Origin of the sequence: Mycolicibacterium moriokaense (assembly GCF_010726085.1) — a bacterium.
In the GTDB taxonomy this organism is placed as follows: Bacteria; Actinomycetota; Actinomycetes; order Mycobacteriales; family Mycobacteriaceae; genus Mycobacterium; species Mycobacterium moriokaense.
Map to the genome: position 1 here is coordinate 3,855,385 of NZ_AP022560.1, position 24,422 is coordinate 3,879,806.

General features: G+C 66.4%; 23 protein-coding genes. 7 read left to right on the forward strand and 16 right to left on the reverse strand.

Features of this window, described 5'->3' with window-relative positions:
• The first annotated feature begins 62 nt into the window (after positions 1-62).
• Complete coding sequence (locus G6N43_RS18865; protein ID WP_083149638.1) at positions 63-1,544, forward strand: flavin-containing monooxygenase; 1,482 nt, start codon at positions 63-65, stop codon at positions 1,542-1,544.
• Positions 1,545-1,602: 58 nt separating this feature from the next.
• On the opposite strand, the gene metK is transcribed toward G6N43_RS18865, so the two are convergent.
• From metK to mihF, 5 genes are all read right to left on the reverse strand, one after another.
• Positions 1,603-2,811: a methionine adenosyltransferase gene (gene metK, locus G6N43_RS18870; RefSeq protein ID WP_083149639.1), complete on the reverse strand. Its 1,209-nt coding sequence runs from the start codon at positions 2,809-2,811 to the stop codon at positions 1,603-1,605.
• A gap of 113 nt (positions 2,812-2,924) precedes the next feature.
• Entirely contained in the window at positions 2,925-4,178 is a 1,254-nt protein-coding gene (coaBC, locus tag G6N43_RS18875; RefSeq protein WP_083149640.1) for a bifunctional phosphopantothenoylcysteine decarboxylase/phosphopantothenate--cysteine ligase CoaBC, read from the reverse strand.
• Positions 4,179-4,221: 43 nt separating this feature from the next.
• Positions 4,222-4,536: a DNA-directed RNA polymerase subunit omega gene (gene rpoZ, locus G6N43_RS18880; protein ID WP_083149641.1), complete on the reverse strand. Its 315-nt coding sequence runs from the start codon at positions 4,534-4,536 to the stop codon at positions 4,222-4,224.
• 85 nt (positions 4,537-4,621) lie between these two features.
• Positions 4,622-5,197, reverse strand: coding sequence for a guanylate kinase (gene gmk, locus G6N43_RS18885; protein WP_083149642.1), 576 nt, complete (start codon positions 5,195-5,197; stop codon positions 4,622-4,624).
• Between the two features lie 15 nt (positions 5,198-5,212).
• A complete protein-coding gene (gene mihF / locus G6N43_RS18890; RefSeq protein ID WP_014213586.1) occupies positions 5,213-5,527 on the reverse strand; it encodes an integration host factor, actinobacterial type in 315 nt (104 codons plus the stop codon).
• A gap of 578 nt (positions 5,528-6,105) precedes the next feature.
• Here mihF and G6N43_RS18895 point away from each other — a divergent pair.
• Entirely contained in the window at positions 6,106-7,176 is a 1,071-nt protein-coding gene (locus G6N43_RS18895; RefSeq protein WP_234810008.1) for a DUF2330 domain-containing protein, read from the forward strand.
• Here G6N43_RS18895 and pyrF read toward each other — a convergent pair.
• The 7 genes from pyrF to pyrR are packed head-to-tail and all read right to left on the reverse strand — an operon-like array spanning position 7,173 to position 15,768.
• Complete coding sequence (pyrF, locus tag G6N43_RS18900) at positions 7,173-7,988, reverse strand: orotidine-5'-phosphate decarboxylase (RefSeq protein ID WP_083149643.1); 816 nt, start codon at positions 7,986-7,988, stop codon at positions 7,173-7,175. The two genes, G6N43_RS18895 and pyrF, sit on opposite strands and share 4 nt — an antisense overlap.
• Entirely contained in the window at positions 7,985-11,323 is a 3,339-nt protein-coding gene (gene carB, locus G6N43_RS18905; RefSeq protein WP_083149644.1) for a carbamoyl-phosphate synthase large subunit, read from the reverse strand. The genes pyrF and carB overlap by 4 nt, the downstream gene beginning before the upstream one ends.
• Complete coding sequence (carA, locus tag G6N43_RS18910; RefSeq protein WP_179967889.1) at positions 11,324-12,460, reverse strand: glutamine-hydrolyzing carbamoyl-phosphate synthase small subunit; 1,137 nt, start codon at positions 12,458-12,460, stop codon at positions 11,324-11,326.
• Entirely contained in the window at positions 12,457-12,954 is a 498-nt protein-coding gene (locus G6N43_RS18915; RefSeq protein WP_083149645.1) for a PH-like domain-containing protein, read from the reverse strand. The genes carA and G6N43_RS18915 overlap by 4 nt, the downstream gene beginning before the upstream one ends.
• Positions 12,951-14,255, reverse strand: a complete 1,305-nt coding sequence (locus tag G6N43_RS18920) for a dihydroorotase (protein ID WP_083149646.1) — start codon at positions 14,253-14,255, stop codon at positions 12,951-12,953. Before G6N43_RS18920 ends, G6N43_RS18915 begins: the two co-directional genes overlap by 4 nt.
• The gene (locus G6N43_RS18925; RefSeq protein WP_083149647.1) at positions 14,252-15,199 is read right to left on the reverse strand and encodes an aspartate carbamoyltransferase catalytic subunit; all 948 of its coding nucleotides are present in this window, start codon (positions 15,197-15,199) and stop codon (positions 14,252-14,254) included. The genes G6N43_RS18920 and G6N43_RS18925 overlap by 4 nt, the downstream gene beginning before the upstream one ends.
• Entirely contained in the window at positions 15,196-15,768 is a 573-nt protein-coding gene (pyrR, locus tag G6N43_RS18930) for a bifunctional pyr operon transcriptional regulator/uracil phosphoribosyltransferase PyrR (protein WP_083149648.1), read from the reverse strand. Before pyrR ends, G6N43_RS18925 begins: the two co-directional genes overlap by 4 nt.
• Before the next feature lie 387 nt (positions 15,769-16,155).
• Here pyrR and G6N43_RS18935 point away from each other — a divergent pair, with 387 nt between their 5' ends.
• The 3 genes from G6N43_RS18935 (at position 16,156) to G6N43_RS18945 (ending at position 20,051) form a co-directional block, all read left to right on the forward strand.
• Positions 16,156-17,397 (forward strand): acyltransferase family protein, encoded by a 1,242-nt coding sequence (locus G6N43_RS18935; protein WP_083149649.1) that lies wholly within the window; start codon positions 16,156-16,158, stop codon positions 17,395-17,397.
• Between the two features lie 215 nt (positions 17,398-17,612).
• Positions 17,613-18,818, forward strand: a complete 1,206-nt coding sequence (locus G6N43_RS18940; protein ID WP_083149650.1) for a serine hydrolase domain-containing protein — start codon at positions 17,613-17,615, stop codon at positions 18,816-18,818.
• Positions 18,819-18,833: 15 nt separating this feature from the next.
• Entirely contained in the window at positions 18,834-20,051 is a 1,218-nt protein-coding gene (locus tag G6N43_RS18945; RefSeq protein ID WP_083149651.1) for an FAD-dependent monooxygenase, read from the forward strand.
• Position 20,052: 1 nt separating this feature from the next.
• Here G6N43_RS18945 and G6N43_RS18950 read toward each other — a convergent pair whose 3' ends face one another.
• From G6N43_RS18950 to G6N43_RS18965, 4 genes are read right to left on the reverse strand one after another with little or no spacing between them, the layout of a single operon-like run.
• Complete coding sequence (locus G6N43_RS18950; protein ID WP_083149652.1) at positions 20,053-20,607, reverse strand: hypothetical protein; 555 nt, start codon at positions 20,605-20,607, stop codon at positions 20,053-20,055.
• A complete protein-coding gene (gene nusB / locus G6N43_RS18955) occupies positions 20,607-21,113 on the reverse strand; it encodes a transcription antitermination factor NusB (RefSeq protein WP_083149653.1) in 507 nt (168 codons plus the stop codon). The genes G6N43_RS18950 and nusB overlap by 1 nt, the downstream gene beginning before the upstream one ends.
• Positions 21,106-21,669 (reverse strand): elongation factor P, encoded by a 564-nt coding sequence (efp, locus tag G6N43_RS18960; RefSeq protein ID WP_083149654.1) that lies wholly within the window; start codon positions 21,667-21,669, stop codon positions 21,106-21,108. The genes nusB and efp overlap by 8 nt, the downstream gene beginning before the upstream one ends.
• A gap of 18 nt (positions 21,670-21,687) precedes the next feature.
• Positions 21,688-22,812 (reverse strand): aminopeptidase P family protein, encoded by a 1,125-nt coding sequence (locus G6N43_RS18965; protein WP_083149655.1) that lies wholly within the window; start codon positions 22,810-22,812, stop codon positions 21,688-21,690.
• A 33-nt stretch (positions 22,813-22,845) separates the two neighbouring features.
• Here G6N43_RS18965 and G6N43_RS18970 point away from each other — a divergent pair, with 33 nt between their 5' ends.
• The gene (locus tag G6N43_RS18970; RefSeq protein ID WP_083149656.1) at positions 22,846-23,394 is read left to right on the forward strand and encodes a B-4DMT family transporter; all 549 of its coding nucleotides are present in this window, start codon (positions 22,846-22,848) and stop codon (positions 23,392-23,394) included.
• A 43-nt stretch (positions 23,395-23,437) separates the two neighbouring features.
• Positions 23,438-24,349: a hypothetical protein gene (locus G6N43_RS18975; protein ID WP_083149657.1), complete on the forward strand. Its 912-nt coding sequence runs from the start codon at positions 23,438-23,440 to the stop codon at positions 24,347-24,349.
• The last annotated feature ends 73 nt before the right edge of the window (positions 24,350-24,422 follow it).

Here is a 24,422-nt window from a genome sequence, read left to right on the forward strand (position 1 = left end):
GGTGATGTTGCGGCCCAAAACGGCGCGCACATCATCGCCCGACGACGGCAGGAGTGCCCGCGATGACAGCACCCGACTACGACACCGTCATTGTCGGCGCCGGATTCTCCGGTATCGGCACCGCGATCAAACTCGACAAGTCCGGGATGGGTGACTACCTCGTGATCGAGGCGGGCGGGGGCCCCGGCGGCACCTGGTACTGGAACACGTATCCCGGTATCGCCGTGGACATTCCGTCGTTCTCCTACCAGTTCTCCTTCGAGAAGAGCCCGAACTGGACGCGCACCTACGCACCCGGACAGGAGCTGAAGGCCTACGCCGAGCACTGCGTCGACAAGTACGGCCTGCGCCCCAAGATCCGCTTCAACACCAAGGTGCTTGGCGCGAGGTTCGACGATGACGACAGTTTGTGGCGCGTCGAGCTCGACACCGGCGAGTCGGTCACCGCGCGATTCCTCGTCAATGCCAGCGGTGTGCTGATCACGCCGAACTATCCCGACATCGACGGTGTGGACTCGTTCGGGGGTGTCACGATGCACACCGCGCGGTGGGACCACGAGCAGGACCTGGCGGGTAAGCGGGTGGCCATCATCGGTACAGGCGCCTCCGCGGTGCAGGTCATTCCGGAGATCGCGCCAATCGTGGAGCGGCTCAGCGTTTTTCAGCGCACCCCCATCTGGTGTCTGCCCAAACTCGATATGCCGTTGTCGCCGATGGCGCGACGCATGATGCGGCTGCCCGGCGGCCATCTTGTGCAGCGCGTGCTCAGCCAGATCTACGTCGAGCTCACGTTCACCCTGCCTGCGCAGTACTTCACCCTGAATCCGATGGCCAAGAACATGGCGAAGTTCGGTGAGTCGTACCTGCGCAAAGAGGTTCACGATCCGGAGGTGCGCGACAAGCTGACCCCACGCTACGCCGTCGGCTGTAAGCGCCCCGGCTTCCACAACACGTATCTGTCGACGTTCAACCGCGACAACGTCGAATTGGTGACCGAGCCGATCGACAAGATCACCGGATCGGGGGTGGCGACCGTCGACGGTGAGACCCGCGACGTCGACGTGCTCATCCTGGCAACGGGTTTCAAGGTGATGGACGTCGAGGACAATCCGACCTATCCAGTGACCGGATCGGGCGGCCGATCGTGGAGCGAGTACTTCAGCGATCGGCGGCTGCAGTCCTACGAGGGCGTCTCCGTGCCCGGTTTCCCCAACTTCTTCACGGTGTTCGGCCCCTACGGGTACGTCGGCAACTCGTACTTCGCGTTGATCGAGGCGCAGACGCACCACATCGTGCGCTGCCTCAAACACGCCCGCCGCAGGGGTGCGCGACGCGTCGAGGTCAAACCGGAGGCCAACGACCGCTATTTCGCCGAGATGATGCGCAAACGGCACCGGCAGATCTTCTGGCAGGACACCTGCAAGGACGCCAGGAGTTACTACTTCGACAAGAACGGCGATGTGCCGTTACGGCCGGCCACCACGTTGCACACGTACTGGCGCGCCCGCCGCTTCCCGATCGACGATTACGAGTTCACGGCCTGAATCCGAGCGATTTGTGTGCGTTTCGGAGCGGTGAGCGCTCCTCGATGCACACAAATCCCTAGACTGCGGCCTTCAGCTCGTCGACCTTGTTCAGCTGCTCCCACGGCAGGTCGACATCCGTGCGGCCGAAGTGGCCGTAGGCGGCGGTCTGCGCGTAGATGGGCCGCAGCAGGTCGAGGTCGCGGACGATCGCGCCGGGCCGCAGGTCGAACACCGAGGTGATCGCCTTCTCGATGCGGGCCGGGTCGACGGTCTCGCTACCGAAGGTCTCCACGAACAGGCCGACCGGGGCCGCCTTGCCGATCGCGTACGCGACCTGCACCTCGACGCGCTCCGCCAGGCCGGCGGCGACCACGTTCTTTGCCACCCAGCGCATCGCATACGCCGCGGAACGGTCCACCTTGGACGGATCCTTGCCCGAGAACGCGCCGCCGCCGTGACGAGCCCATCCGCCGTAGGTGTCGACGATGATCTTGCGGCCGGTCAGGCCGGCGTCGCCCATCGGCCCGCCGAGCACGAACTTGCCGGTCGGGTTGACCAGCAGGCGGAAGTCCGACGTATCGAGCGTGTCGTGGTTCAGGTCGGCCAGGACGGTGTTGACGACCTTCTCGCGGATGTCGGGCGTCAGCGTCGCCTCCAGGTCGATGCCCGCGGCGTGCTGGGTCGACAGGACGACGGTGTCGAGGCGCACCGGCGTTGTGCCGTCGTACTGCACGGTGACCTGGGTCTTTCCGTCGGGGCGGAGGTAGTCCAGCACCCCGTTCTTGCGAACCTCGGTCAGTCGGCGAGACAGCCGGTGTGCCAGCGCGATCGGCAACGGCATGAGCTCGGGCGTGTCCTTGATGGCGTAGCCGAACATCAGGCCCTGGTCGCCGGCGCCCTGGGCGTCCAGCGGGTCACCGGCGCCCTCGACCCGGGTCTCGTGGGCGGTGTCGACACCCTGCGCGATATCGGGCGACTGCCTGCCGATGCCGATGTTGACGCCGCAGGTCTCGCCGTCGAAGCCCTTCTCCGAGGAGTCGTAGCCGATCTCGAGGATCCGCTCACGAACGGTGTTCGTGATGTCGGCGAACGCCTCCTTGGCCTGCGTGGTCACCTCACCGACGACGTGCACCTGCCCGGTGGTCACCAGCGTCTCCACCGCGACGCGGGATTTGGGATCGCCCGCGAGCAACGCGTCGAGCACCGAGTCGCTGATGGCGTCGCAGATCTTGTCGGGATGGCCCTCGGTCACCGACTCGCTGGTGAACAGCCGAGCTTCACTCACGGTGTTGATCCTCTCAAAACTTAGGTAGTCAAATTATATGCGTGCCCAGGTGCACCCAAGCGTGTGCGTCCGATTCGCACAACCCTTTCACGCGGCCGGGCATGTAATTCGCGTTACACGCCGCCGCTCTGCAGGATCGCCGCGATCGCGTCAACGATACGGCTGGCCATGAGAGTTTTCGAACCGTGCTCCAGGGCAGACTCGGCGCCGTCGGCCGCAAGCAGCCATCCGTCGTTGTTGTCCACTTCGAACGCCCGATTCTCGCCGACGGCGTTGACCACGAGCAAATCGCAGCCCTTGCGCTGCAATTTGGCTCTGGCGTGGAAGAGGACGTCTCCGTTCGCGTCGCCGGTCTCGGCGGCGAACCCGACGATGGCCCGCATATTGGGCAGTTGGCCGTCCCGGCGCGCCCGCACCGCACCCGCCAGCACGTCGTCGGTGCGGCTGAGTTCGATGACCGGTGTCGCGGCGTTGGGGTCGGCGGACTTCTTGATCTTGCTGCTCTGGAACTGCGTCGGGCGGAAGTCGGCGACCGCGGCGGCCATGACCAGCACATGGGCGTCGGGCGCGTGCTTCGAGACGGCGTCCTTGAGCTGAGCGGCCGACCCGATGTGGACCACGTCGACCCCCGCCGGATCGACGAGTCCCGCGGTATTGCCCGCGATCAGCGTGACGTCGGCCCCCCGCTGGGCCATCACCCGGGCCATCGCGTAGCCCTGCTTACCCGAACTCCGGTTGCCGATGAAGCGCACCGGGTCGATCGGTTCGCGAGTGCCGCCCGCGGTGACCAGGGCGCGGACCCCCGCCATGTCATAGGGCAACGCATCGCCGCGTTCCAGCAGCAATTGGGCCAGCGTGGAGATCTCCTCGGCCTCGGGGAGCCTGCCCGCGCCGCTGTCGGCGCCGGTGAGCCGCCCTGACGCGGGCTCGAGTACCACCACACCCCGGCGGCGAAGCGTCGCCACGTTCTCGACGGTGGCCGGGTGGAACCACATCTCGGTGTGCATCGCGGGTGCGAACAGCACCGGACATCGGGCGGTGAGCAGGGTGGCGGTCAGCAGGTCGTCGGCGCGGCCCGCGACGGCCCGCGCCAGCAGGTCGGCGGTCGCCGGGGCGACCACGACGAGGTCGGCCTCCTGCCCTATCCGGACATGCGGAACCTCGTGGACGTCGTCCCAGACACCGGTATGCACCGGGTTGCCCGAGAGCGCTTCGAATGTGGCGGCGCCGATGAATCGCAGCGCCGATTCGGTGGGGATGACCCGAACGGAATGGCCGGCCTCCGTCAGCTGACGGACCAGGGTGGCCGCCTTGTACGCGGCGATGCCGCCGGCGACGCCGACGACGATCCGCTTGCGTTCGGTCACTTCAGCTTTCGCCCTCGAGGCTCATCGCGACCGGCCTCCTCCGCTACTCGCCTTCGGTGTGTTCGAGAAGGTCTGCGTGGATCTCGCGCAGCGCGATGGAGAGCGGCTTCTCCTGCAGGCCGGGCTCCACCAGCGGGCCGACGTATTCGAGGATGCCGTCACCGAGTTGGTTGTAGTAGTCGTTGATCTGCCGCGCACGCTTGGCCGCGTAGATGACCAGCGCGTACTTGCTGGACGCGCGGTCGAGCAGCTCGTCGATGGGCGGATTGGTGATACCCAGCGGCGTGTCGTAGGCGCCGGCGCCGGACTCGAGGTCGTCGACAGCGCTCAGCTGGGCGTCGGCATGAGGGGTGCTCACGTAGAAGATCTCCTGCGGTTTGCGTGAAAATGTGTACGGCTTGGAAATAGATCTTGGCCTGATCGCACCGTGCCCGGCGCTGGGGTTATTTGTGGGCCACCAGCAAGGATACCAATTCCGAGCACGCAGATTCCAATTCGCGGTTCACGACGACGACGTCGAAGTCGCCCTGAGCTGCCAGTTCTTCGCGCGCCGTGGCCAGCCGACGGGCGATCGCTTCGGCGCTCTCGGTGCCGCGCCCGATCAGCCGGCTCTCCAGCGCCTCCCAGCTTGGTGGCGCGAGAAACACCGTGAGGGCCCCCGGCATGGATTTCTTGACGGCGCGGGCCCCGGCCAGATCCACCTCGATGAGCACGGGCCGACCCGCCTCGGTGGCCTCGCGGATGGGCTCTGCGGGAGTGCCGGAGCGGTGCAGGCCGCCGTGGATCTCGGCCCACTCCAGAAGGGCACCGTGATCGATCAGCTCTTGAAACCGCTCGGGGGTGACAAACGAATAGTCGACGCCGTCTACCTCGCCCGGACGCGGGGCCCGGGTGGTGACGGACACGCTGAAGTGCAGGTCGGGAATGCGGTCGCGCAGGCAGCGGACGACGGTCGATTTCCCGACGGCTGAGGGGCCGGACAGCACCATTACCCGGCCGGCCCCCCGGCCGGCGCTCAACTTACGCGCCCGGGATTACTGGTCGAACTTTTCCAGCAGCGCTTTGCGCTGGCGATCGCCCAGACCGCGCAGGCGGCGGGTGGGGGCGATCTCGAGTTCGGTCATGATCTCCTGCGCCTTGACCTTGCCCACCTTGGGCAGGGCTTCCAGCAGGGCAGAAACCTTCATCTTGCCCAGGACCTCGTCGGACTCGGCGTCCTTGAGGACCTGCTTGAGGTTGGTGCCGCCACGCTTGAGCCGATCCTTGAGCTCAGCTCGCGCTCGACGAGCGGCAGCAGCCTTCTCCAACGCTGCCGCGCGCTGTTCGTCGGTCAACTGGGGAAGGGCCACGGGTTCCTCCGTCTCTCACCATTCAATATTTTGTCTGGGCTGATGCAGAACAGCCAGCGACGACGACCGTACCCACGCAACCTGACGAAAGCTAACCCCACCCCCTGGTTCCGGGGTCAAAAGCCCAGCGTGTAAGGCGGAGCCGCGCCGAGTTCCCAAGCGTCGCACTCGGCTCCGCGGCTTTGCTCCCGACTCGGCCGCCGCCGGATTTTCCTGCATATCAAGGCATTTCGAGCGCCGATGGGTAGCCGCCCGAGGCGGTTTCCGTGTGGCCTGTACCACACCGTGAGGGCGTCGAAAGATCAAAAACTAAGATTTTTCCTGGTCACCGCGTGTCGGGCGTGTCGCAGCCGCCGAAGGCGCCGATCCGCGAGACACCGCGACCGTCGATGTCGCGTTGAATTCAAAAAACGCCCAGGTGAAGGGCTTTTTTTTGGCGCGTCTGCCGGGGTTGATGTGGCAGGAGTTATTGACGAGACAGATGTGACGCGACGGCTCGATTCGCCCACGCTGCGGAGCTCTCCAAACCCTCCGATCCCCTCCAGCGCGAACCTAGGATTCACCGCGAGGAGGTGCTCGTGGTCGCTCGAGCCTGTCGGTCGATCGCCCTTGTGCTCGCCATGCTGGCCGGGGCCGTGCTGTTCAGCGTCGCGAGCCCGGCATGGGCCTGCGGCTGCGGCGCCTACGTCCCCGACAACCCCGGCTCCACGATCGCCGACGAGCGCGCGCTGATCGCCTGGGACGGCACCACCGAGGACATCCTGATGTCGTTGTCGGTGATGGGCAGTTCGGACCGTGCCGCGTGGGTGATGCCGGTGCCCTCGGCTGCCGAGGTCACCCTCGGCGATACCGCTGCGTTCGAGGAGCTCGGCAAGCTCACCGCGCCGCGCATCGAGTACCGCGACTCGTGGTGGCCGACGATTCCGTGGCTGATCTGGGCCGGAGCCGAGCCTGAGACCGTGGGTGCACCCGGCGGTGTGGTCAACGTGCTCGGCCGGCAACGCCTTGGCCCGTTCGATGTCACCCGGCTGGCGGCGAACGACCCGACCGCGCTGGCTGATTGGTTGCGGGACAACGGGTTTCCCCATCCCGACGGTCTGGACGAGAACCTCGCTCCTTACGTCGAGGACGGCTGGGAAATCGTTGCGGTGCAACTGGTTCCGGCCGAAGCCGGCGGCTCGCTGTCGGGAGCCCTTCAGCCGCTGCGCCTGTCGTTCGCCTCCGACACCGTCGTCTACCCGATGCGTCTGTCCCGATCGGCCACGGTGCCGCAGTACATCGACTTGTACGTGCTTGCCGACCATCGGATGGATCCGAGCGCGGTCCCCGTCCCCGCGGACAAGCCGACGCTGGAGTTCGCCGGACACATCGACCCCGGCGACTCCCCCGCACTCGCCGATTACGTCGGCGACGGAGCGTTCCTCACCCACTGGAAGAACACGATCCGCGAACCGGCCACCATCGGGAGTGACTACATCTTCGAGCAGGCGGCCTCGGATACGCCCTTCCAGCAGGTCATCTACCGCACGCGCGACCGGGGCGAAGTGACCTATCTGATACTTCTCGGCGCGCTCGCCGTCGCCGGCATCGTGGCGATCGTCGTGCTGGTGCGGCTGCTGCCGAAGAAGACGTCTGGCCGTAACAGCTAAGCCAGGTAGGCGACCGCGTCGCGCAGCTTCTCCGCCGCAGCGCGCACCGCATCGACGCCTGGTCCGGCGCGTAGCACCTCCCGCGACACCGCGGGCAGCAGTTGCCCGCGGCGGGCGCCGCCGAGGCCTCCCAGCGCCTCTGGACGGCCGCCTTGCGCCCCGACGCCGGGAACCAGGACCGGCCCGCCCAGGCCGCTGACGTCCGGCGGGTCCGCGAGCGTCGCACCGACGACGACGCCTACCGCACCCGGCCCGGGCGCGCGGTCGCGGTTGACGGCGGCGGCCGCATCGACGATCGACTGTGCGACGGTCCGCCCGCCGGTGTCGGCGCGCTGGACCGTGCCGCCCTCCGGGTTCGACGTGGCGGCGAGGACGAACACGCCCCGATCGTTGGCATGCGCAGTGTCGAGCAGCGGTTGCAGCGACCCGAAGCCCAGATAGGGCGATGCGGTGACGGCGTCGGCGGCCAGCGGCGAATCACCGGCCCACGCCTCGGCGTAGGCGGCCATCGTCGAGCCGATGTCACCGCGTTTGGCGTCGGCCAGTACCAGCACACCGGCGTCCCGCAGCGCCCGAATCGTGTACTCCAGCACTGTGTATCCCGCGGCGCCGTACGCCTCGAAGAACGCCACCTGTGGTTTGACGATCGCGAAGCCAGAAAATGCCTCGACGCAGGTCTCGCAGAACCGGGCCAATCCTTCGGCGTCGACGGTCAGCCCCCATGCGCTCAGCAGTTCCGGATGGGGATCGATACCCGGGCACAGTGGGCCACGGGATGTGATCGCCGCCGCGAGGCGGACCCCGAACGTCACGACCCCAGCACGCTGTGCAGCTCTTGCAGCGACATCACACCGATGTCGCCTCGGATTCCCGCCTCGATGCCCTGCACGGCGGCTGAGGCGCCCTGCACCGTCGTGACGCACGGGATGTTCATCGACACTGCGGCCGACCGGATCTCGTAGCCGTCGATGCGCGGACCGGAGTTTCCGTACGGGGTGTTGATCACCATGTCCACCTCGCCGGACAGGATCAGGTCGACCGCGGACGAGGCGGGCCGGCCCTCCCCCGGGTGCTCGAAGTGCTTGCGCACCTCATCGCAGGGAATACCGTTGCGCCGCAACATCTCCGCTGTGCCCGCCGTGGCCAGCACCCGGAACCCTAGATCGGCGAGCCGTTTCACCGGGAACACCAGCGAGCGTTTGTCGCGGTTGGCCACCGAGACGAAGACGGTGCCCTCGGCGGGCAGCGATCCGTACGCCGCGGTCTGGCTCTTGGCGAAGGCACTGCCGAAGTCGTGGTCGATACCCATGACCTCGCCCGTCGATTTCATCTCGGGGCCGAGCAGCGAGTCGATCTGCGCACCGTCGGACTTCCGGAAGCGATGGAAGGGCAGCACCGCTTCCTTGACCGCCACCGGAGCATTGCGCGCGGTGGCCGCCCCGTCACCGGTCTGCGCCAGGATGCCCTCCTCGCGCAGCTGGGCGATGGTGGCGCCCAACATGACTCGCGCACAGGCCTTCGCGAGTGGCACCGCAGTGGCCTTCGAGACGAACGGCACGGTGCGGCTGGCGCGCGGATTGGCCTCCAGCACGTAGAGCACGTCGTCCTTCAGCGCGTACTGCACGTTGAGCAGTCCGACCACCCCGATACCGTGCGCGATGGCCTCGGTCGCACGCCGGACGGACTCGATATCGCTGCGGCCCAGCGTCACCGGCGGCAGTGCGCACGCCGAGTCGCCGGAGTGGATGCCCGCCTCCTCGATGTGCTCCATGATGCCGCCGATGTACACCTCGGTGCCGTCACACAGCGCGTCGACGTCGATCTCGATGGCGTCCTCGAGGAACCGGTCCACGAGCACCGGATGTTCAGGGGTGAGTTCGGTGGCCCGGGTGATGTAGCCCTGCAGCGTCTCCTCGTCGTAGACGATCTCCATCCCGCGGCCGCCGAGCACGTAGGACGGGCGGACCAGCACCGGGTAGCCGATGTCCGCGGCGATCCGGCGGGCCTGCTCGAAGCTCGTCGCGGTGCCGAACCGCGGCGCGGGCAGTCCGGCGGAATTGAGGACCTCACCGAACGCGCCCCGGTCCTCGGCCAGGTCGATCGCCTTGGGGCTCGTGCCGACGATCGGCACACCCGCCTGCTCCAACCGCTCGGCGAGCCCGAGCGGAGTCTGGCCGCCGAGTTGCACGATCACACCGACGACACCGGGACCGCCTGCACCGGAGACGGATTCGGCGTAGTACACCTCGAGCACATCCTCGAACGTCAGCGGTTCGAAGTACAGCCGGTCGGCGGTGTCGTAGTCGGTGGACACGGTCTCCGGGTTGCAGTTGACCATGACCGTCTCGAAGCCGGCCTCGCTCAACGTGGTGGCGGCGTGCACACAGCTGTAGTCGAATTCAATGCCCTGCCCGATGCGGTTGGGCCCTGAACCCAGGATCAGCACCTTGGGCTTCTCGGTCTGCGGTGCGACCTCGGTCTCCGCGGCGGGGTCGAGTTCGTAGCTGCTGTAGTGGTAGGGCGTCTTGGCCTCGAACTCGGCCGCACACGTATCGACGGTCTTGTACACCGGGTGGATGCCCAAGCGGGTACGCAGTGCGCGCACCCCGATCTCGCCGGCCAATTCCGGTCGCAGGGCGGCGATCTGACGGTCGGACAGGCCGTGGTACTTACTGCGACGCAGCAGCGCCTCGTCAAGCACCGGTGCGTCCAGCAGTTCGGCGCGCAGCGTGACCAGCCCGGCGATCTGTTCGACGAACCACGGATCGACACCGGAGGCCTCGGCGACCTGCTCGACGGCGGCGCCCTGGCGCAGCGCCAGTTCGATGTCGTAGAGCCGCCCGTCGGTGGGCGTCTTGAGCCGCGTGAGCAGCTCGTCCACGGTGACGTCAGGATCTGGTTTGGTCCAGAACCCGGCGCGGCTCGTTTCCAGCGAGCGCATCACCTTGCCGAGCGCCTCGATGAAGTTGCGGCCCAACGACATCGCCTCGCCGACGGACTTCATCGTCGTGGTCAGCGTCGGATCGGCGCCGGGGAACTTCTCGAAGGCGAAACGGGGCGCCTTCACCACCACATAGTCCAGCGTCGGCTCGAAACAGGCCGGCGTCTCCTTGGTGATGTCGTTGACGATCTCGTCGAGCGTGTAGCCGATCGCGAGCTTGGCGGCGATCTTGGCGATCGGGAAGCCGGTGGCCTTGGAGGCCAGTGCGCTCGAACGCGACACCCGCGGATTCATCTCGATGACGATGAGCCGGCCGTCGACCGGGTTGACGGCGAACTGGATGTTGCAGCCGCCGGTGTCGACGCCGACCTCGCGCAGGATGTCGATGCCCAGGCTGCGCATCTTCTGGTACTCGCGGTCGGTCAGCGTCATCGCCGGGGCGACCGTGACCGAGTCACCGGTGTGCACACCCATCGGGTCGACGTTCTCGATCGAGCAGACGACCACCACGTTGTCGTGGCCGTCGCGCATCAGCTCGAGCTCGAATTCCTTCCAGCCGAAGATCGATTCCTCGATCAGCACATTCGCGGACGGGGAAGCCGCGAGTCCATCCCCGGCCATGCGCTCGACGTCCTCGGCGGAGTAGGCCATGCCGGAGCCGAGACCGCCCATCGTGAACGACGGCCGCACGACCACCGGCAGTCCGAGGTCGGCGACGGTCTCGCGCACCTCGTCCATCGTGAAACACACCCGAGAGCGCGCGGATTCGCCGCCGACCTTGCTGACGATGTCCTTGAACTTCTGCCGGTCCTCGCCGCGCTGGATCGCCTCGAAGTCAGCGCCGATGAGCTCGACGCCGTAGCGCTCGAGCGCCCCGTTCTCGTACAGCGCGACGGCGGTGTTCAGTGCCGTCTGGCCGCCGAGGGTGGCCAGCAGCGCATCGATCTTGTTGCCCCGCTCGGCCTGTTGTGCGATGACGCGCTCGACGAACTCCGGTGTGATCGGCTCGATGTAGGTGTGGTCGGCGAACTCCGGGTCGGTCATGATCGTCGCCGGGTTCGAGTTGACGAGACTCACCTCGAGGCCTTCGGCGCGCAGCACCCGGCAGGCTTGCGTTCCCGAGTAGTCGAACTCACACGCCTGGCCGATGATGATCGGCCCGGAGCCGATCACCAGCACGTGGTTGAGATCAGTGCGGCGCGGCATCTAGTGCTTCCCTCCCCCGCGACCGTCCTCCGACATCAGGTCGATGAACTGGTCGAACAAGTAATTGGCGTCGTGCGGGCCCGCGGCGGCCTCCGGGTGGTACTGCACCGAAAAGGCTCTCCCGTCAACAAGTTTGATGCCCTCGACCACCCCGTCGTTGGCGCAGGTGTGACTGACGATCGCGGGACCGAACGGGGTGTCGAACCGCTCGCCCGCCTCGCCCTCGAGCGCGAAGCCGTGGTTCTGCGCGGTCACCGCGACGCGTCCGGTGGCGTGGTCGATGACGGGCACGTTGATCCCGCGGTGGCCGAACACCATTTTGTAGGTCGACCGTCCCAAGGCGCGGCCGAGGATCTGGTTGCCGAAGCAGATCCCGAACAGCGGAATCCCGTTTTCGAGGACTTCGCGCGTCACACCGACGATGTGGTCGGCGGTGGCCGGATCGCCCGGGCCGTTGGACAGGAACACGCCGTTGGGTTTGAGCTCGGCGATCTGATCGAAGGTGACCGACGACGGCAGGACGTGGCTGCGGATACCGCGGCGCGCGAAGTTGCGCGGCGTGTTGGTCTTGATACCGAGGTCGATGGCCGCGACCGTGAAGCGTTGCGGTCCATCGGGTTCGACGACGTAGCCGGTGTCGGTGCTGACCTCGCCCGCCAGATTGGCACCCAGCATCGACGGCTGGGCACGCACCCGCGCCAGCAGTTCGTCGGCGTGCGCCAGGGCGGGTCCGGAGAACACGCCGGCCTTCATTGAGCCGGCGCTGCGCAGGTGGCGGACCACCGCACGGGTGTCGATCCCGGCGATCCCGACGATGCCCTGCCGGACGAGCTCGTCCTCAAGGGTGCCGGTCGCGCGCCAGTTCGACGCCCGCGGCGACGGGTCGCGCACCGCGTAGCCCGCCACCCAGATCTTGTCGCCGCGGCTCTCGGCGTCCTCTTGGTTCCAGCCGGTGTTGCCGATCTGCGGCGCGGTGGCCACCACTATCTGGCCGTGATAACTCGGATCGGTCAGCGTCTCCTGGTAACCGGACATGCCGGTGGAGAAGACCGCCTCACCCAGCGTCTGGCCGACGGCCCCGAATTCGGTACCAGTGAAGATGCGTCCGTCCTCGAGGACCAGCACTGCCTTGCTCACGCCACCTCCAGCCACGGCTCGTATGCGGCGCGATTGTCGGCACGGAAGCCGGTGTCGATCTCGGTCCCCGAGGGCAGGCGCCACCTGATCGCCAGGATGCCCTCATGGGTCAGCGCCTTGCCGGTGATTCCGCGTTCGGTGCGGATACTGGTGATGGATTCGTCGGGTATCCAGATCGGTCCTGCACCGTTGCGCTGCAACATGATTCCTTCGGGGTAACGGGTCAGGACCGCCTTGTGGCGGAACCCGAGATCGCCGACCGCGACGCGGTCGTTCCAATTCGGCACGAGCGTGCTGCCGACGTAGAGGCCTTTGGTGGCGGGGATGATCGCCGGGCCCACGGTGTCGGGCAGGGGCGGCAGCGTGCCGATCAGTTCGGCCTGACGCTCCGCGCGGCGACGCCAGCCGCGCAGCATCGCCTGGATGATGACTGCGATGAGCACGACCACCACCGCGGCCATGATCAGCGACCCGACCAGGGTTCCGGTGTTCATGCCGGGCTCTTGCCGTCACGCGCGGTGACCTTGCCGCGCAACAGCGTCAGCGTCACCGTCGCGGGCAACGTCATCGACTCGTACGGGGTGTTGTCGGACCGACTGGCCAGTGCCGAACCCTCGACCGTCCAGGTGGCGTCGGGATCGACGACGGTCAGGTTGGCCGGTTCGCCGATCGCCAGCGGACGACCCTGATCCGGCAATCCCACGATCTCGGCGGGCTTCTCGCTCATCACCCGTGCCACGTCACGCCAGCTCAGCAGGCCGGGCCGCACCATCGTCTCGACGACGACGGACAGCGCGGTCTGCAGGCCCAGCATCCCCGGCCGCGCAAGGGAGAACTCGCAGAACTTCTCGTGTTCGGCGTGCGGGGCATGGTCGGTGGCCACGCAGTCGACGACACCGTCGGCGAGCGCCTGGCGCAGCGCCTCGGCGTCGGACGCCTCGCGAAGCGGCGGGTTCACCCGGTTGCGGCCATCGTAGGTGGCCAGCCGCCCGTCGTCGAGCAGGAGATGGTGCGGCGTCACCTCGGCGGTGATCGAAATACCTTGTTCCTTGGCCCATCTGACGATCTCGACGGTGCCCGCCGTGGACGCGTGGCAGATGTGCACGCGGGCTCCGGCATCGCGGGCCAGCAGCGCGTCTCTGGCGACGATGGATTCCTCGGCGGCGCGGGGCCAGCCCGCCAGTCCCAGCCGCGCGGCGTTGGGCCCCTCATGCGCGACGGCGCCGACGGTCAGCCGTGGCTCCTCGGCATGCTGGGCGACGAGGACCCCGAGGCCGGTCGCGTACTCGAGCGCGCGGCGCATGATCAACGGGTCGTGCACGCAGATGCCGTCGTCGGAGAACATCCGTACCTGGGCGGCACCTGCGGCCATCATGCCCATCTCGGTGAGCTGGGTGCCTGCCAGGCCCATCGTGACGGCGCCGACCGGGTGGACGTCGACCAGACCGACCTGCTGGCCGCGGTGCCAGACGTGGTCGGTGACAACCGGGCTGTCGGCGACCGGATTGGTGTTGGCCATCGCGAACACCGCGGTGTATCCACCCAAAGCCGCTGCAGCCGAGCCGGTTTCGATGTTCTCGGCGTATTCGCGGCCGGGTTCGCGCAGGTGGGTGTGCAGGTCGACGAAACCGGGCAGCAGGATTTGACCGGTGGCGTCGACCACATCCCAGTCCTTTTCAGGTCCTCCGGCCCCTGCCAGATTAGGCCCGATGTCGGCGATCTGCCCGTCCGACACCAGGACGTCGACGCGGTCCCCCTCGCCGTAGAGCCGCACCCCGCGGATCAAGACGCTCATGCGCTGATCGCTTCCTGCTCAGTGCCCACCAGCAGGTGGAACAGAACCGCCATTCGGACATGCACGCCGTTGGAAACCTGTTGCAGGACCGCCGATTGCGAGGAATCGGCGACCGAGAACGCGATCTCCATACCGCGCACCATCGGGCCGGGGTGCAGCACCACCGCATTGCCGGGAAGCATCGCCTGCCGCTTCTCCGAGAGTCCGTAGAGCACCGAGTACTCGCGCGGGGACGGGAAGAACCCGCCGTTCATCCGCTCGGCCTGCACACGCAGCATCAGCACCGCGTCGGCGATGGGCAGTTCCGCGTCGAGGTCGTGTGAGACGGTTACCGGCCAGTCGGCCACCCCGACCGGCAGCAGGGTGGGCGGTGCGACGAGCACCACCTCCGCGCCGAGCGTGTGCAGCAGCAGCACGTTGGACCGCGCTACCCGGCTGTGCAGGACATCGCCGACGATGACCACGCGCTTGCCCTCGATGTCGCCCAGCCGTTGGCGGATGGTCAGCGCATCCAGCAGCGCCTGCGTCGGGTGCTCGTGGGTGCCGTCGCCGGCGTTGATGACCGCGGGCCCGCCGTGCTCGGTGAGGGTCCATTCCGCGAGCTGCTGGGCCGCCCCCGACGCGGGGTGACGGATGATCAGCGCGTCGGCGCCTGCGGCGCGCAGGGTGAGGGCGGTGTCGCGCAGCGACTCGCCCTTGGAGACAGAGGATCCGGAGGCGCTGACGTTGATGACGTCGGCGCTCATCCACTTCCCTGCCACCTCGAACGAAACCCGGGTGCGGGTGGAGTTCTCGTAGAACATCGTGATGATGGTGCGGCCGCGCAGCGTCGGGAGCTTCTTGACCTCACGGCCCAGCAGCGCCTGGCTGAACCGGTCGGCGTTGTCCAGGATCGCCACGGCGTCCTCGCGCGACAGGTCGGCTGCCGAGAGCAGGTGCTTCATCGTGGCGGGCCTCCCTGCGGTGCGATCCAGATCCCCTCGATGTCGTCGTCCTCGGCGAGCCGCACCTTGACGTTCTCGCTGCGCGACGTCGGCACGTTCTTGCCGACGTAGTCGGCCCGCAGCGGCAACTCGCGGTGGCCGCGGTCGACCAGGACGGCGAGTTGGACGGCGCGCGGCCGACCGATGTCGCGCAGCGCGTCGAGCGCCGAGCGGACAGAGCGACCGGTGTAGAGCACGTCGTCGACCAGGATCACGAGTGCGCCGTCGATGCCGCCCTCGGGTATCGAAGTGTCCTCGAGCGGTCGCGGCGGCTTGCTGTCGAGATCGTCGCGGTAGAGCGTGATGTCCAGGGCGCCACGGGCAACCGTGACACCGGAGAACTCCTTGATCTTCTCGGCGAGCCGCGCGGCCAGCGTGACGCCGCGGGTGGGAATGCCGAGCAGGATGACGCGCGGCGCATCAGGACCGTCGAGGGCGGTCTTCTCGATGATCTGATGGGCGATGCGGGAAATGGTCCGGCTGACGTCCGCTGCGGACATCAGTTCCCGGTCGGTGCCAGGCGCGCCCAAGTGACCCTGACCTCCTTCTCCGCCTCTCTGGACGGCTCTTTAAAGGACGTCGAAACTGCGGCGAGCTTAGCACCAGCCGGATGGCGCGACCGTGCGGGACTCGACCTGGCGGGTGAGCGCCGCGCCGGCCACGACGCAATACTGCCGTCCACTGTCGACTGCAGGGTGCACATCACAACGCACGCGACATGTCTAGGACGTTGGAACGACCTGTTCATCGGGCAATGGGAAATGAGCCATACCCGGGGCACAGCTGCTATACGATCTTGATCCGTTCCTTGAACGATCTCGATTCGATCGCTGAGAAGTAGACATTGATGCGCGTAGCCGTCATCCGATGCGGTTGCGCCGGCCCCGAGAAACTTAACCACGGCTTGGAGGCAGAACTTGCCAGCGGCATGGTCGGCGCCGAAGCACATCCCGCAGCTCGACGGCTTGCGAGGCTTGGCGGCTCTATTCGTCCTTGTACATCACTACTTCACGGGAATCTGGGAACCGCCCGACAAGAGCGTGGCCGCCGGTGTCCTTCAGGTCATCCAACCATTCCTCGTATCGGGTGTCGATCTCTTTTTCGTCCTCTCGGGTTTTCTGATCGGCGGCATCCTTCTCGACCATAAAGGTTCGTCGAATTTCTTCTCCACCTTTTATATTCGGCGAGTATGCCGCATCTTTCCCGTGGCCTATCTTCTCCTCGGAAGCTTTGTCTTGATTCTGCTTTCGGGAATTCCACAGCGTATCGCTGGCTCGGAGTGGTTGTTCGACAAACCCATGCCGCTTTGGAGTTATGCGACCTTCACTCAGAACATCTTTCAGGGGTTCCGTAACGACATCGGCGCCCACTGGATGGGAATTACATGGTCGCTGGCGGTGGAGGAGCAGTTTTATCTGCTGTTCCCACTCATCGTGTTCCTGGTGCCAAGAAGGTACCTCTGGTGGGTGACGTGCGCCGCACTCCCGGTAGCGCTCGTCCTCCGCGCCATGGCCTTCGCTCAATACGGTTTTTACGCAAGCTATGTCTGGTTGCCATGCCGGATGGACACACTCATGATGGGCGTTATCGTCGCCCAATTGGTGCGCAGCGATAGAGCCGTCACATTCTTCAGGCAGCACCGGAGAGCCGTTTATACCGTTCTTATTACTCTGGTCTTGCTACTCCAGGTCGATTCGGTGTTCAAGATATTCTTTTTCCCGACGCAAACGTCCGCCATCGCGTTCGCCTACGCGATGGTCATCTGGGTGAGCGTGCTCGATCCGAATATGTTCTTGTCGCGCCTGTTCAAATCGAAGTTCCTCGTGTTCAGCGGTCTCATATCGTATGCGATGTACATGTATCACCAGGGGACCAACGGCACCTTGCACATGCTGATATTCAATGACGAGCCACGGATCACGAATTGGTCGACCTTCGGCGTAACTTGCCTTTCTGTGGCGATTGTGTTCGTCCTTTCATATATTTCGCAGATCTTTCTCGAACGGCCGATCCGGACCTGGGGTCGGAAGTTCAAGTACCGCACCAAGTCGCAATCCACCGCGCTCGCGGACAACACTCGACCCGCCACCGAAGCACCCGCCCGCGCCGATGAGGGCGGGCCCGATGCAACATCCGGTTCGTCACTGGCCACGTCTTGAACCAATCGAATTGCCATCCTCGTCTTTAGTGGAAACATCGGTCGAAAAGCCTGGACAAGAGCGGGTTCACCTCCTGATATCCCGCGCCGACGAGGACGGCGCGCCGCTCCCCAGTCCGTCAGGCGACAGCTCCATAGCCGCAAGGTCGCGGTCGTTGGCCGTCGTACGCATGACGTGGGGCCCCAGATCATGGGCGCTTCAGTACGCTGACGCCGATGAAACTCGACGGCAACCACGCATCCATACAAGAGGCCATCGACGCCGGACTCCTCGCGGGCGCGGTCACCCTGGTGTACCGGGCGGGCGAGGTCCTTCAGGTCAACGAACTCGGATACCGGGACGTCGACGCGGGCGTGCCGATGGAGCGCGACACCATCTTCCGCATCGCCTCCATGACCAAACCCGTCACCATCGCCGCCGCGATGAGCTTGGTCGAGGAGGGCAAGCTCGCCTTGACCGACCCCGTGGCGGAGTGGCTGCCTGAGCTGTCGGACATGCGGGTGCTCGTCGACCCGCTCGGCCCGCTCGAGAGGACCGTGCCGGCCCAGCGGCAGATCACGGTCGAGGATCTGATGACCCACCGCGCCGGTCTGGCCTATCCGTTCTTCATCACCGGTCCGCTGAGTAAGGCGTACGGCCGGATGTCCGTCCGACAGGACCAGGACCGCTGGCTCACGGAACTGGCGGCGTTGCCGCTGGTACACCAGCCCGGTGACCGCCTCACCTACAGTCACGCCACCGATGTGCTCGGCATCGCGCTGTCCAGAATCGAGGGCAAGTCGTTGGCCGATGTGATGTCCGAGCGGATCTTCGAACCGCTGGGAATGTCCGACACCGGCTTCTCGGTCGGCGTCGAGGGACGGCGTCGTGCCGCGACGATGTACAAACTCAACGCGGACATGACCTTGCAGCACGACGTGATGGGTCCGGCCCCGATCACCGATCCCCCGTTCTGCATGGGCGGCGGCGGGCTGTGGTCGACCGTCGACGACTACCTCCGGTTCGCCCGGATGCTGCTGGCGGGCGGCACTCTCGATGGTGTGCGCGTGCTGTCGGAACAGTCCGTGCAATCGATGCGCACGGATCGGCTGACCGACGAGCAGAAGCGGTATGACTTTCTCGGGGCACCGTTCTGGCTCGGCAGGGGTTTCGGACTCAACCTGTCGGTCGTCACCGACCCGGCCAAGTCGCGGCCGCTGTTCGGACCGGGCGGCATGGGCACCTTCGGCTGGCCGGGCGCGTACGGCACCTGGTGGCAGGCGGATCCGAGCGCCGATCTCATTCTCATCTATCTGATTCAGAACCTCCCCGACCTGACAGCCGACGCGGCAGCCGCCATCGCGGGCAACACCTCATTGGCGAAACTGCAAAGCGCGCAACCCAAATTCGTCCGGCGGACCTACCAGGCCCTCGACATCTAGCGCTACGGTGACGCCATGACACAACGCACGGTGGTTATCAGCGGCGCCGGGATCGCGGGGCCTACGCTGGCGTTCTGGCTGTCGCGCAACGGATACCGGGTCATCGTGGTGGAGATCGCGCAAGGAATCCGCCCCGGCGGGCAGACGGTCGACCTGCGCGGCGCGGGCGGCGACGTCGTCGAGCGCATGGGCCTGATCGACCAGATGCGCGACCGGGCACTGGAACAACGCGGCGCGGCATGGGTGCGCTCCGACGGCAATCGGCGCGCCGAGATGCCGGTGACGGCGTTCAACGGCAACGGCCTGGTGTCCAAACTGGAGATTCTGCGCGGCGATCTCGTCGACGTGCTGTACCAAGCCACCAAGGACACCACCGAATACCGCTTCGGAACCAGCATTTCGGAGGTGGCACCGGGTGACGACGGCGCCGAGGCCACCCTCTCCGACGGCACTGTGTTGCACACCGACCTCGTCGTGGGCGCCGACGGCCCGCACTCGGGTGTTCGGCGGTTGGTCTTCGGACCTGAGGAGCAGTTCGTCAAGCCCATCGGCGGCTACAACGCGTGGTTCTCGGCCCCGGACACCGTCGGCCTGGACGGCTGGTATCTGCTCTATCAGGCGCCGGGCGGTCTGAACGCCTCGATGCGGCCGTCGCATGATCCGGCGATCGCCAAGGCGGGCTTGGCCTTTCAGTCCGAACCCATCACCTACGACCGGCACAACCTCGACGAGCAGCGCCAGATCCTCGTCGAGCGCTTCGCGGGCGCGGGGTGGGAATGCGACGCCCTGCTGGCCGCGGCGCAGGAGGCCGACGACTTCTACTTCGACTCCTTCGCCCAGATCCACATGCCGACCTGGTCGTCGGGATGCGTCACGCTGGTGGGCGACGCCGGTTACTGCGCGTCACCGCTGTCCGGGATGGGTACCAGCCTTGCGCTCGTCGGCGCCTACATTCTCGCCGGTGAGCTCGGGCCCGCGGATTCGTTTGACGCCGAGGGACTTCCGGCGAAGCTGACCCGCTACGAGACCGTCATGCGCCCGTATGTCGACAAGTGCCAGGACCTGCCCAACTCCATCGACCGGTACGCGCCGAAGACGGCGTCCGACATCGCGGCCAACGCGTTCGTGATGAAGTGGATGCAGCGCTGGCCGTTTCGGCCCCTGGCGGCCAAACTCTGGTTCACGACGGCGGATTCGATCGACCTGCCGAACTACGCATCAGTCAATCGGTAGGTCACTGCATACTGCGCGAGAGCACGCGGCCGAACTGCAGCAGCCGCTGCATCTGCGCCAGGCCGCCGTTGTCGACGGACTTGTAGTAGCGGAACGATTCGCAGAAGATGTCGGTCTCGGTGACCGACTTCTGGCGTGAGCGCGTGATCAGTTGGGTGTACATCCGCAGCCGGACCTCGGACAGCCGGCGGGTGCCGTCGTCGAACACCTCGTACTCGGTGGTGAGCACGTGATCGGTGATCGTCGACAGCAGGATCGTGCGGACCGCGGCGTTGAGTACCCGGCGCTCACGCTCGTCCACGGTCGACGTCTCGTCGTCGGCGCGCCAGATGATCAGCCGGTGGCCGTCGGTGAGCACGATCTCCTGCCACAGCGGACTCTCGTCCGTCTCGCCCCAGGAACCCTCGGTGGTGCCCCGCGACATGACGAACGACTTGATCTCGGGAAAGCCGATCACCGAACGCAGTTGGTCCAGTGCCAGCTCGGGATCGCGCAGGTAAACCTTGGCCGCCTCGTCGAGGTTCGAGTACGGCGCCCAGTCCTGCGGCACCCCCATCAGGTATCCGCACCCGAATCGCCGGCCCCCCGCACCGCCTGAGCGGCAGCCCGGATCTGCGGGGTCACCAACATCACCTGGCCCAACACACCGTTGACAAAACCAGGTGAGTCGTCGGTCGACAACTGTTTGGCCAACTCGACGGCTTCGTCGACGGCGACGGGTTCGGGAACGTCGTCGGCGTGCAGCAGTTCCCACACCGCCACCCGCAGGATCGCGCGGTCGACGGCGGGCAGCCTGTCCAGCGTCCAGCCCTGAAGGTGAGCCGAGATCAGATCGTCGATGTGCGCGATGTGATCGGTCACCCCCTGCGCGACCGTCACCGTGTACGGGTTCAGCGGTGATACGTCGGACTGCTTCTGCGCCAACTCATTTCGTGCGTGCGCTACCTCGGCGGCGGTGAGCCCGCGCGCCTCGGCCTCGAAGAGCAGGTCAACGGCCCGCTTGCGGGCCTGGTGACGGCCCTTGTCCGGCCGACGTTTCCCGTCGCCCCGGGGATTAGGCATTCACCCTTCCCAGGTAGCTGCCATCGCGCGAATCGACCTTCAGCTTGTCGCCGGTGTTGATGAACAACGGCACCTGGATCTCGGCACCGGTCTCCACCGTCGCCGGCTTGGTGCCGGCGCTGGAGCGGTCGCCCTGCAGGCCGGGCTCGGTGTGCGTGACCTCGAGCTCCACGGTCACCGGCAACTCGAGGTACAGCGGGACGCCGTCGTGGAACGCGATCTGCACCGGCAGGCTCTCCAGCAGGAACTTGGCGGCGTCGCCGACCAGCGACTCCGGCAGCGCATGCTGCTCGTAGTCCTCGGAGTCCATGAACACGAAGTCAGAGCCGTCGCGGTACAGATATGTGGCATCGCGGCGGTCGACGGTGGCCGTCTCGACCTTGACGCCCGCGTTGTAGGTCTTGTCGACGACCTTGCCCGAGATCACGTTCTTGAGCTTGGTGCGCACGAATGCGGGGCCTTTACCGGGCTTGACGTGCTGGAATTCCACGATCTGCCACAGTTGGCCGTCAATTTGAAGGACGAGTCCGTTCTTGAAGTCGGCGGTCGATGCCACGGTCGGTTGTTCTCCTGTTCAGAGGATCGCCAGTTCCTTGGGGAACCGAGTGAGCAAGTCAGCGGTCTGATGTTGCCGGCTGCCCGGCTCCGGGTTCGGGTGCGAGTCACTGCCGACGACAAGCGTGTCCTCGATTCGGACGCCACCGCGGTCTGGCAGATAAACACCGGGTTCCACGGTCACCGCGGAGCCAGCAAGCAGTGTACCGGCGGACGACGCGCTGATCCCCGGCGCTTCGTGTATCTGCAGACCCACGCCGTGGCCGAGTCCGTGACTGAAGTTCTCGGCGTAGCCCGCGTCGGCGATGATCTGCCGCGATGCCGCGTCGACGTCCTTGAGCGACGCCCCGGGCGCCAGCGCCTCTCTGCCCGCGCGCTGAGCGGTCGCCACCAGGTCATAGATCTCGCGCTGCCACTGCGCGACGGGCGAGAGCACGAACGTGCGCGTCATATCGGAGTGGTAGCCGCACACCAGCGCGCCGAAGTCGATCTTGACGAAGTCCCCGGCGGCCAACACCGCATCGGTGGGCCGATGGTGCGGAATCGCCGAGTTGGGCCCGGCCGCCACGATCGTCTCGAAGGACACACCGTCGGCGCCGTGATCGAGCATGAGCGCCTCGAGTTCCCGGCCCACCTCTTTCTCGGTACGTCCCGGCCGCAGCCCGCCCCGCTCGACCAGATCGTGCAGCGCCGCGTCGGCCGCTTCGCACGCCAACCGCAGCAGCGCGATCTCGCCGGCGTCCTTGACCTCGCGCAACGCCTCCACGGTCCCGGAGGCGCGCACCAGTTCGGTCCGCTCGCCTGCGGCTTTGGTCAGCACGCTGAAGGCGTCGACGGTCACCACGTGGCTTTCGAAGCCCAACCGCGCGACGCCGTCGGCCGCCGCGCGGGCGACCAGATGCGGGCCGCACGCCCGCTCGATGACGAGTTCGGCGTCGGGTGCCTGCTGCGCGGCCTGGGTGCGGTAGCGCCCATCGGTGGCCAGCACCGGCGTCGGGTCCTCAGCCCGGATCAGCAGCGCGGCGTTCGACCCGGTGAACCCCGACAGATATCGGACGTTGACCAGGTCCGACACCAACATCGCATCGAGGTCGGCGTCGACAAGCCGCTGACGGAGCCGCTCCCGACGCTGTGAAATAGTCACGGTTAGTGAACCTACTCGCTAAGGTGAGGCCCCATGAGTAAGTGGTTGCTGCGCGGACTGGTGTTCGCGGCCCTGATGGTCATAGTGCGACTGCTCCAGGGAGCGTTGATCAACACCTGGGAGACCAGGGCCGGGCTGATCAGCATCATTCTGGTGGCGCTCTACGCCATCGCGGTCTTCTTGTGGGGTATTGCCGACGGCCGCGCCGACGCCCGCGCCAACCCGGATCCCGACCGCCGCGGCGACCTGGCGATGACATGGCTTCTCGCCGGTCTGTTCGCCGGCATCGTCAGCGGCGCCGTCGCTTGGTTCATTCACCTCTTCTACAAGAGCCTCTACGTCGAGGGCCTGATCAACGAACTGACCACCTTCGCAGCGTTCACGGCGCTGCTGACGTTCCTGGTGGCCATCGCCGGCGTCGCGCTCGGCCGGTATCTCATCGACCGCAAGGCCCCCGAGGTGCCCCACCACGGCCATGGACATGACGACGAGCGGGCCGACACGGATGTGTTCGCCGCGGTCCGGTCGGACAGCGACCAGACGGTTGAGTACGACACGACCGAAGGCAATCGCAACACCTAGTCCCGCCGGCTCCTGACGGTCGCACCCCTGAGCATCGGGTCTCATGAATCCCGACGGAAATCCGGACGAATTCTGTACGTCCGACCAGTGGAGTGCATTGACGTCTGCGGCGTCGCATTCCCAATTCGCCGGTGTGCTGGGCGGATTCCTGATCACCGCCATCGCCCTGCTGATGGACAGGAACAGCCGCGAGAGTGTGCACACGCTTGCGCTGTTCTCCTCCGCGGTGCTGATCCTCATGCTGGACAGCTTCCTGTTCAGTTTGATCACCGGCACGCAGGTGCCCTCCGAGGGCGACCGGCGCGGCATCTGCGCGATCGCGTGGACTCAGGGCGCGGTGTCGACGGGGATGCTGGCCGCGGGCGCTGTGGCGTTGTTCGGGGGCCTCGGCTGGATGCTCGCCAGTCACGCCGTCAGGAAGATTTCGGTGGAGGAGGCCGAGGACGCGGGCGCCTACAGCTTCCTCGCCGACCTCGGCGGCTGGCTCACGTTCGCCGCGGCGATGGCTGCCACGCTGATCCTGTCCGAAACGTCGGTCGACTACCTGCATTTCATGTACGGCCGTCGCCCCGAGCTTTGGGTCACCGGCCTGATCGTCACGAGCGCCGCAGTGATTATCTTCGTGAATTTCGTGCTGGTGTACGTGCGAACCAGGACCCTGCGTAAGTCACTGGCCGACCCGGACGAGCCGACCCGGTTGGCGCTTCGGTCGATCAAGGTCGCGACCGTGACCACTCTGGGCCTCGCCATCGTCGCGTCATGGCTTGCCATGAGTCTGGCCCGATTCCCCAAGCCGTGGTTGATCGAGCCGAACCTGGGCCTCGTCGTCTTCGTCCTCATACTCACCTTCGTGCTGCCGACGATCGTGTCGATCGCGATCTGCTACTCGGTGGCCAGCACCGACGAGCACATCTCTATCCGAGGCTGGATATCGTTGCGCCGGCCACGCCACTGACTTAGGAAAGGCAAGGCAACTACCGGCGTCCGCCGATCACCGGGTTCAGTTCATACCGCCGGGAAGGCCTGCG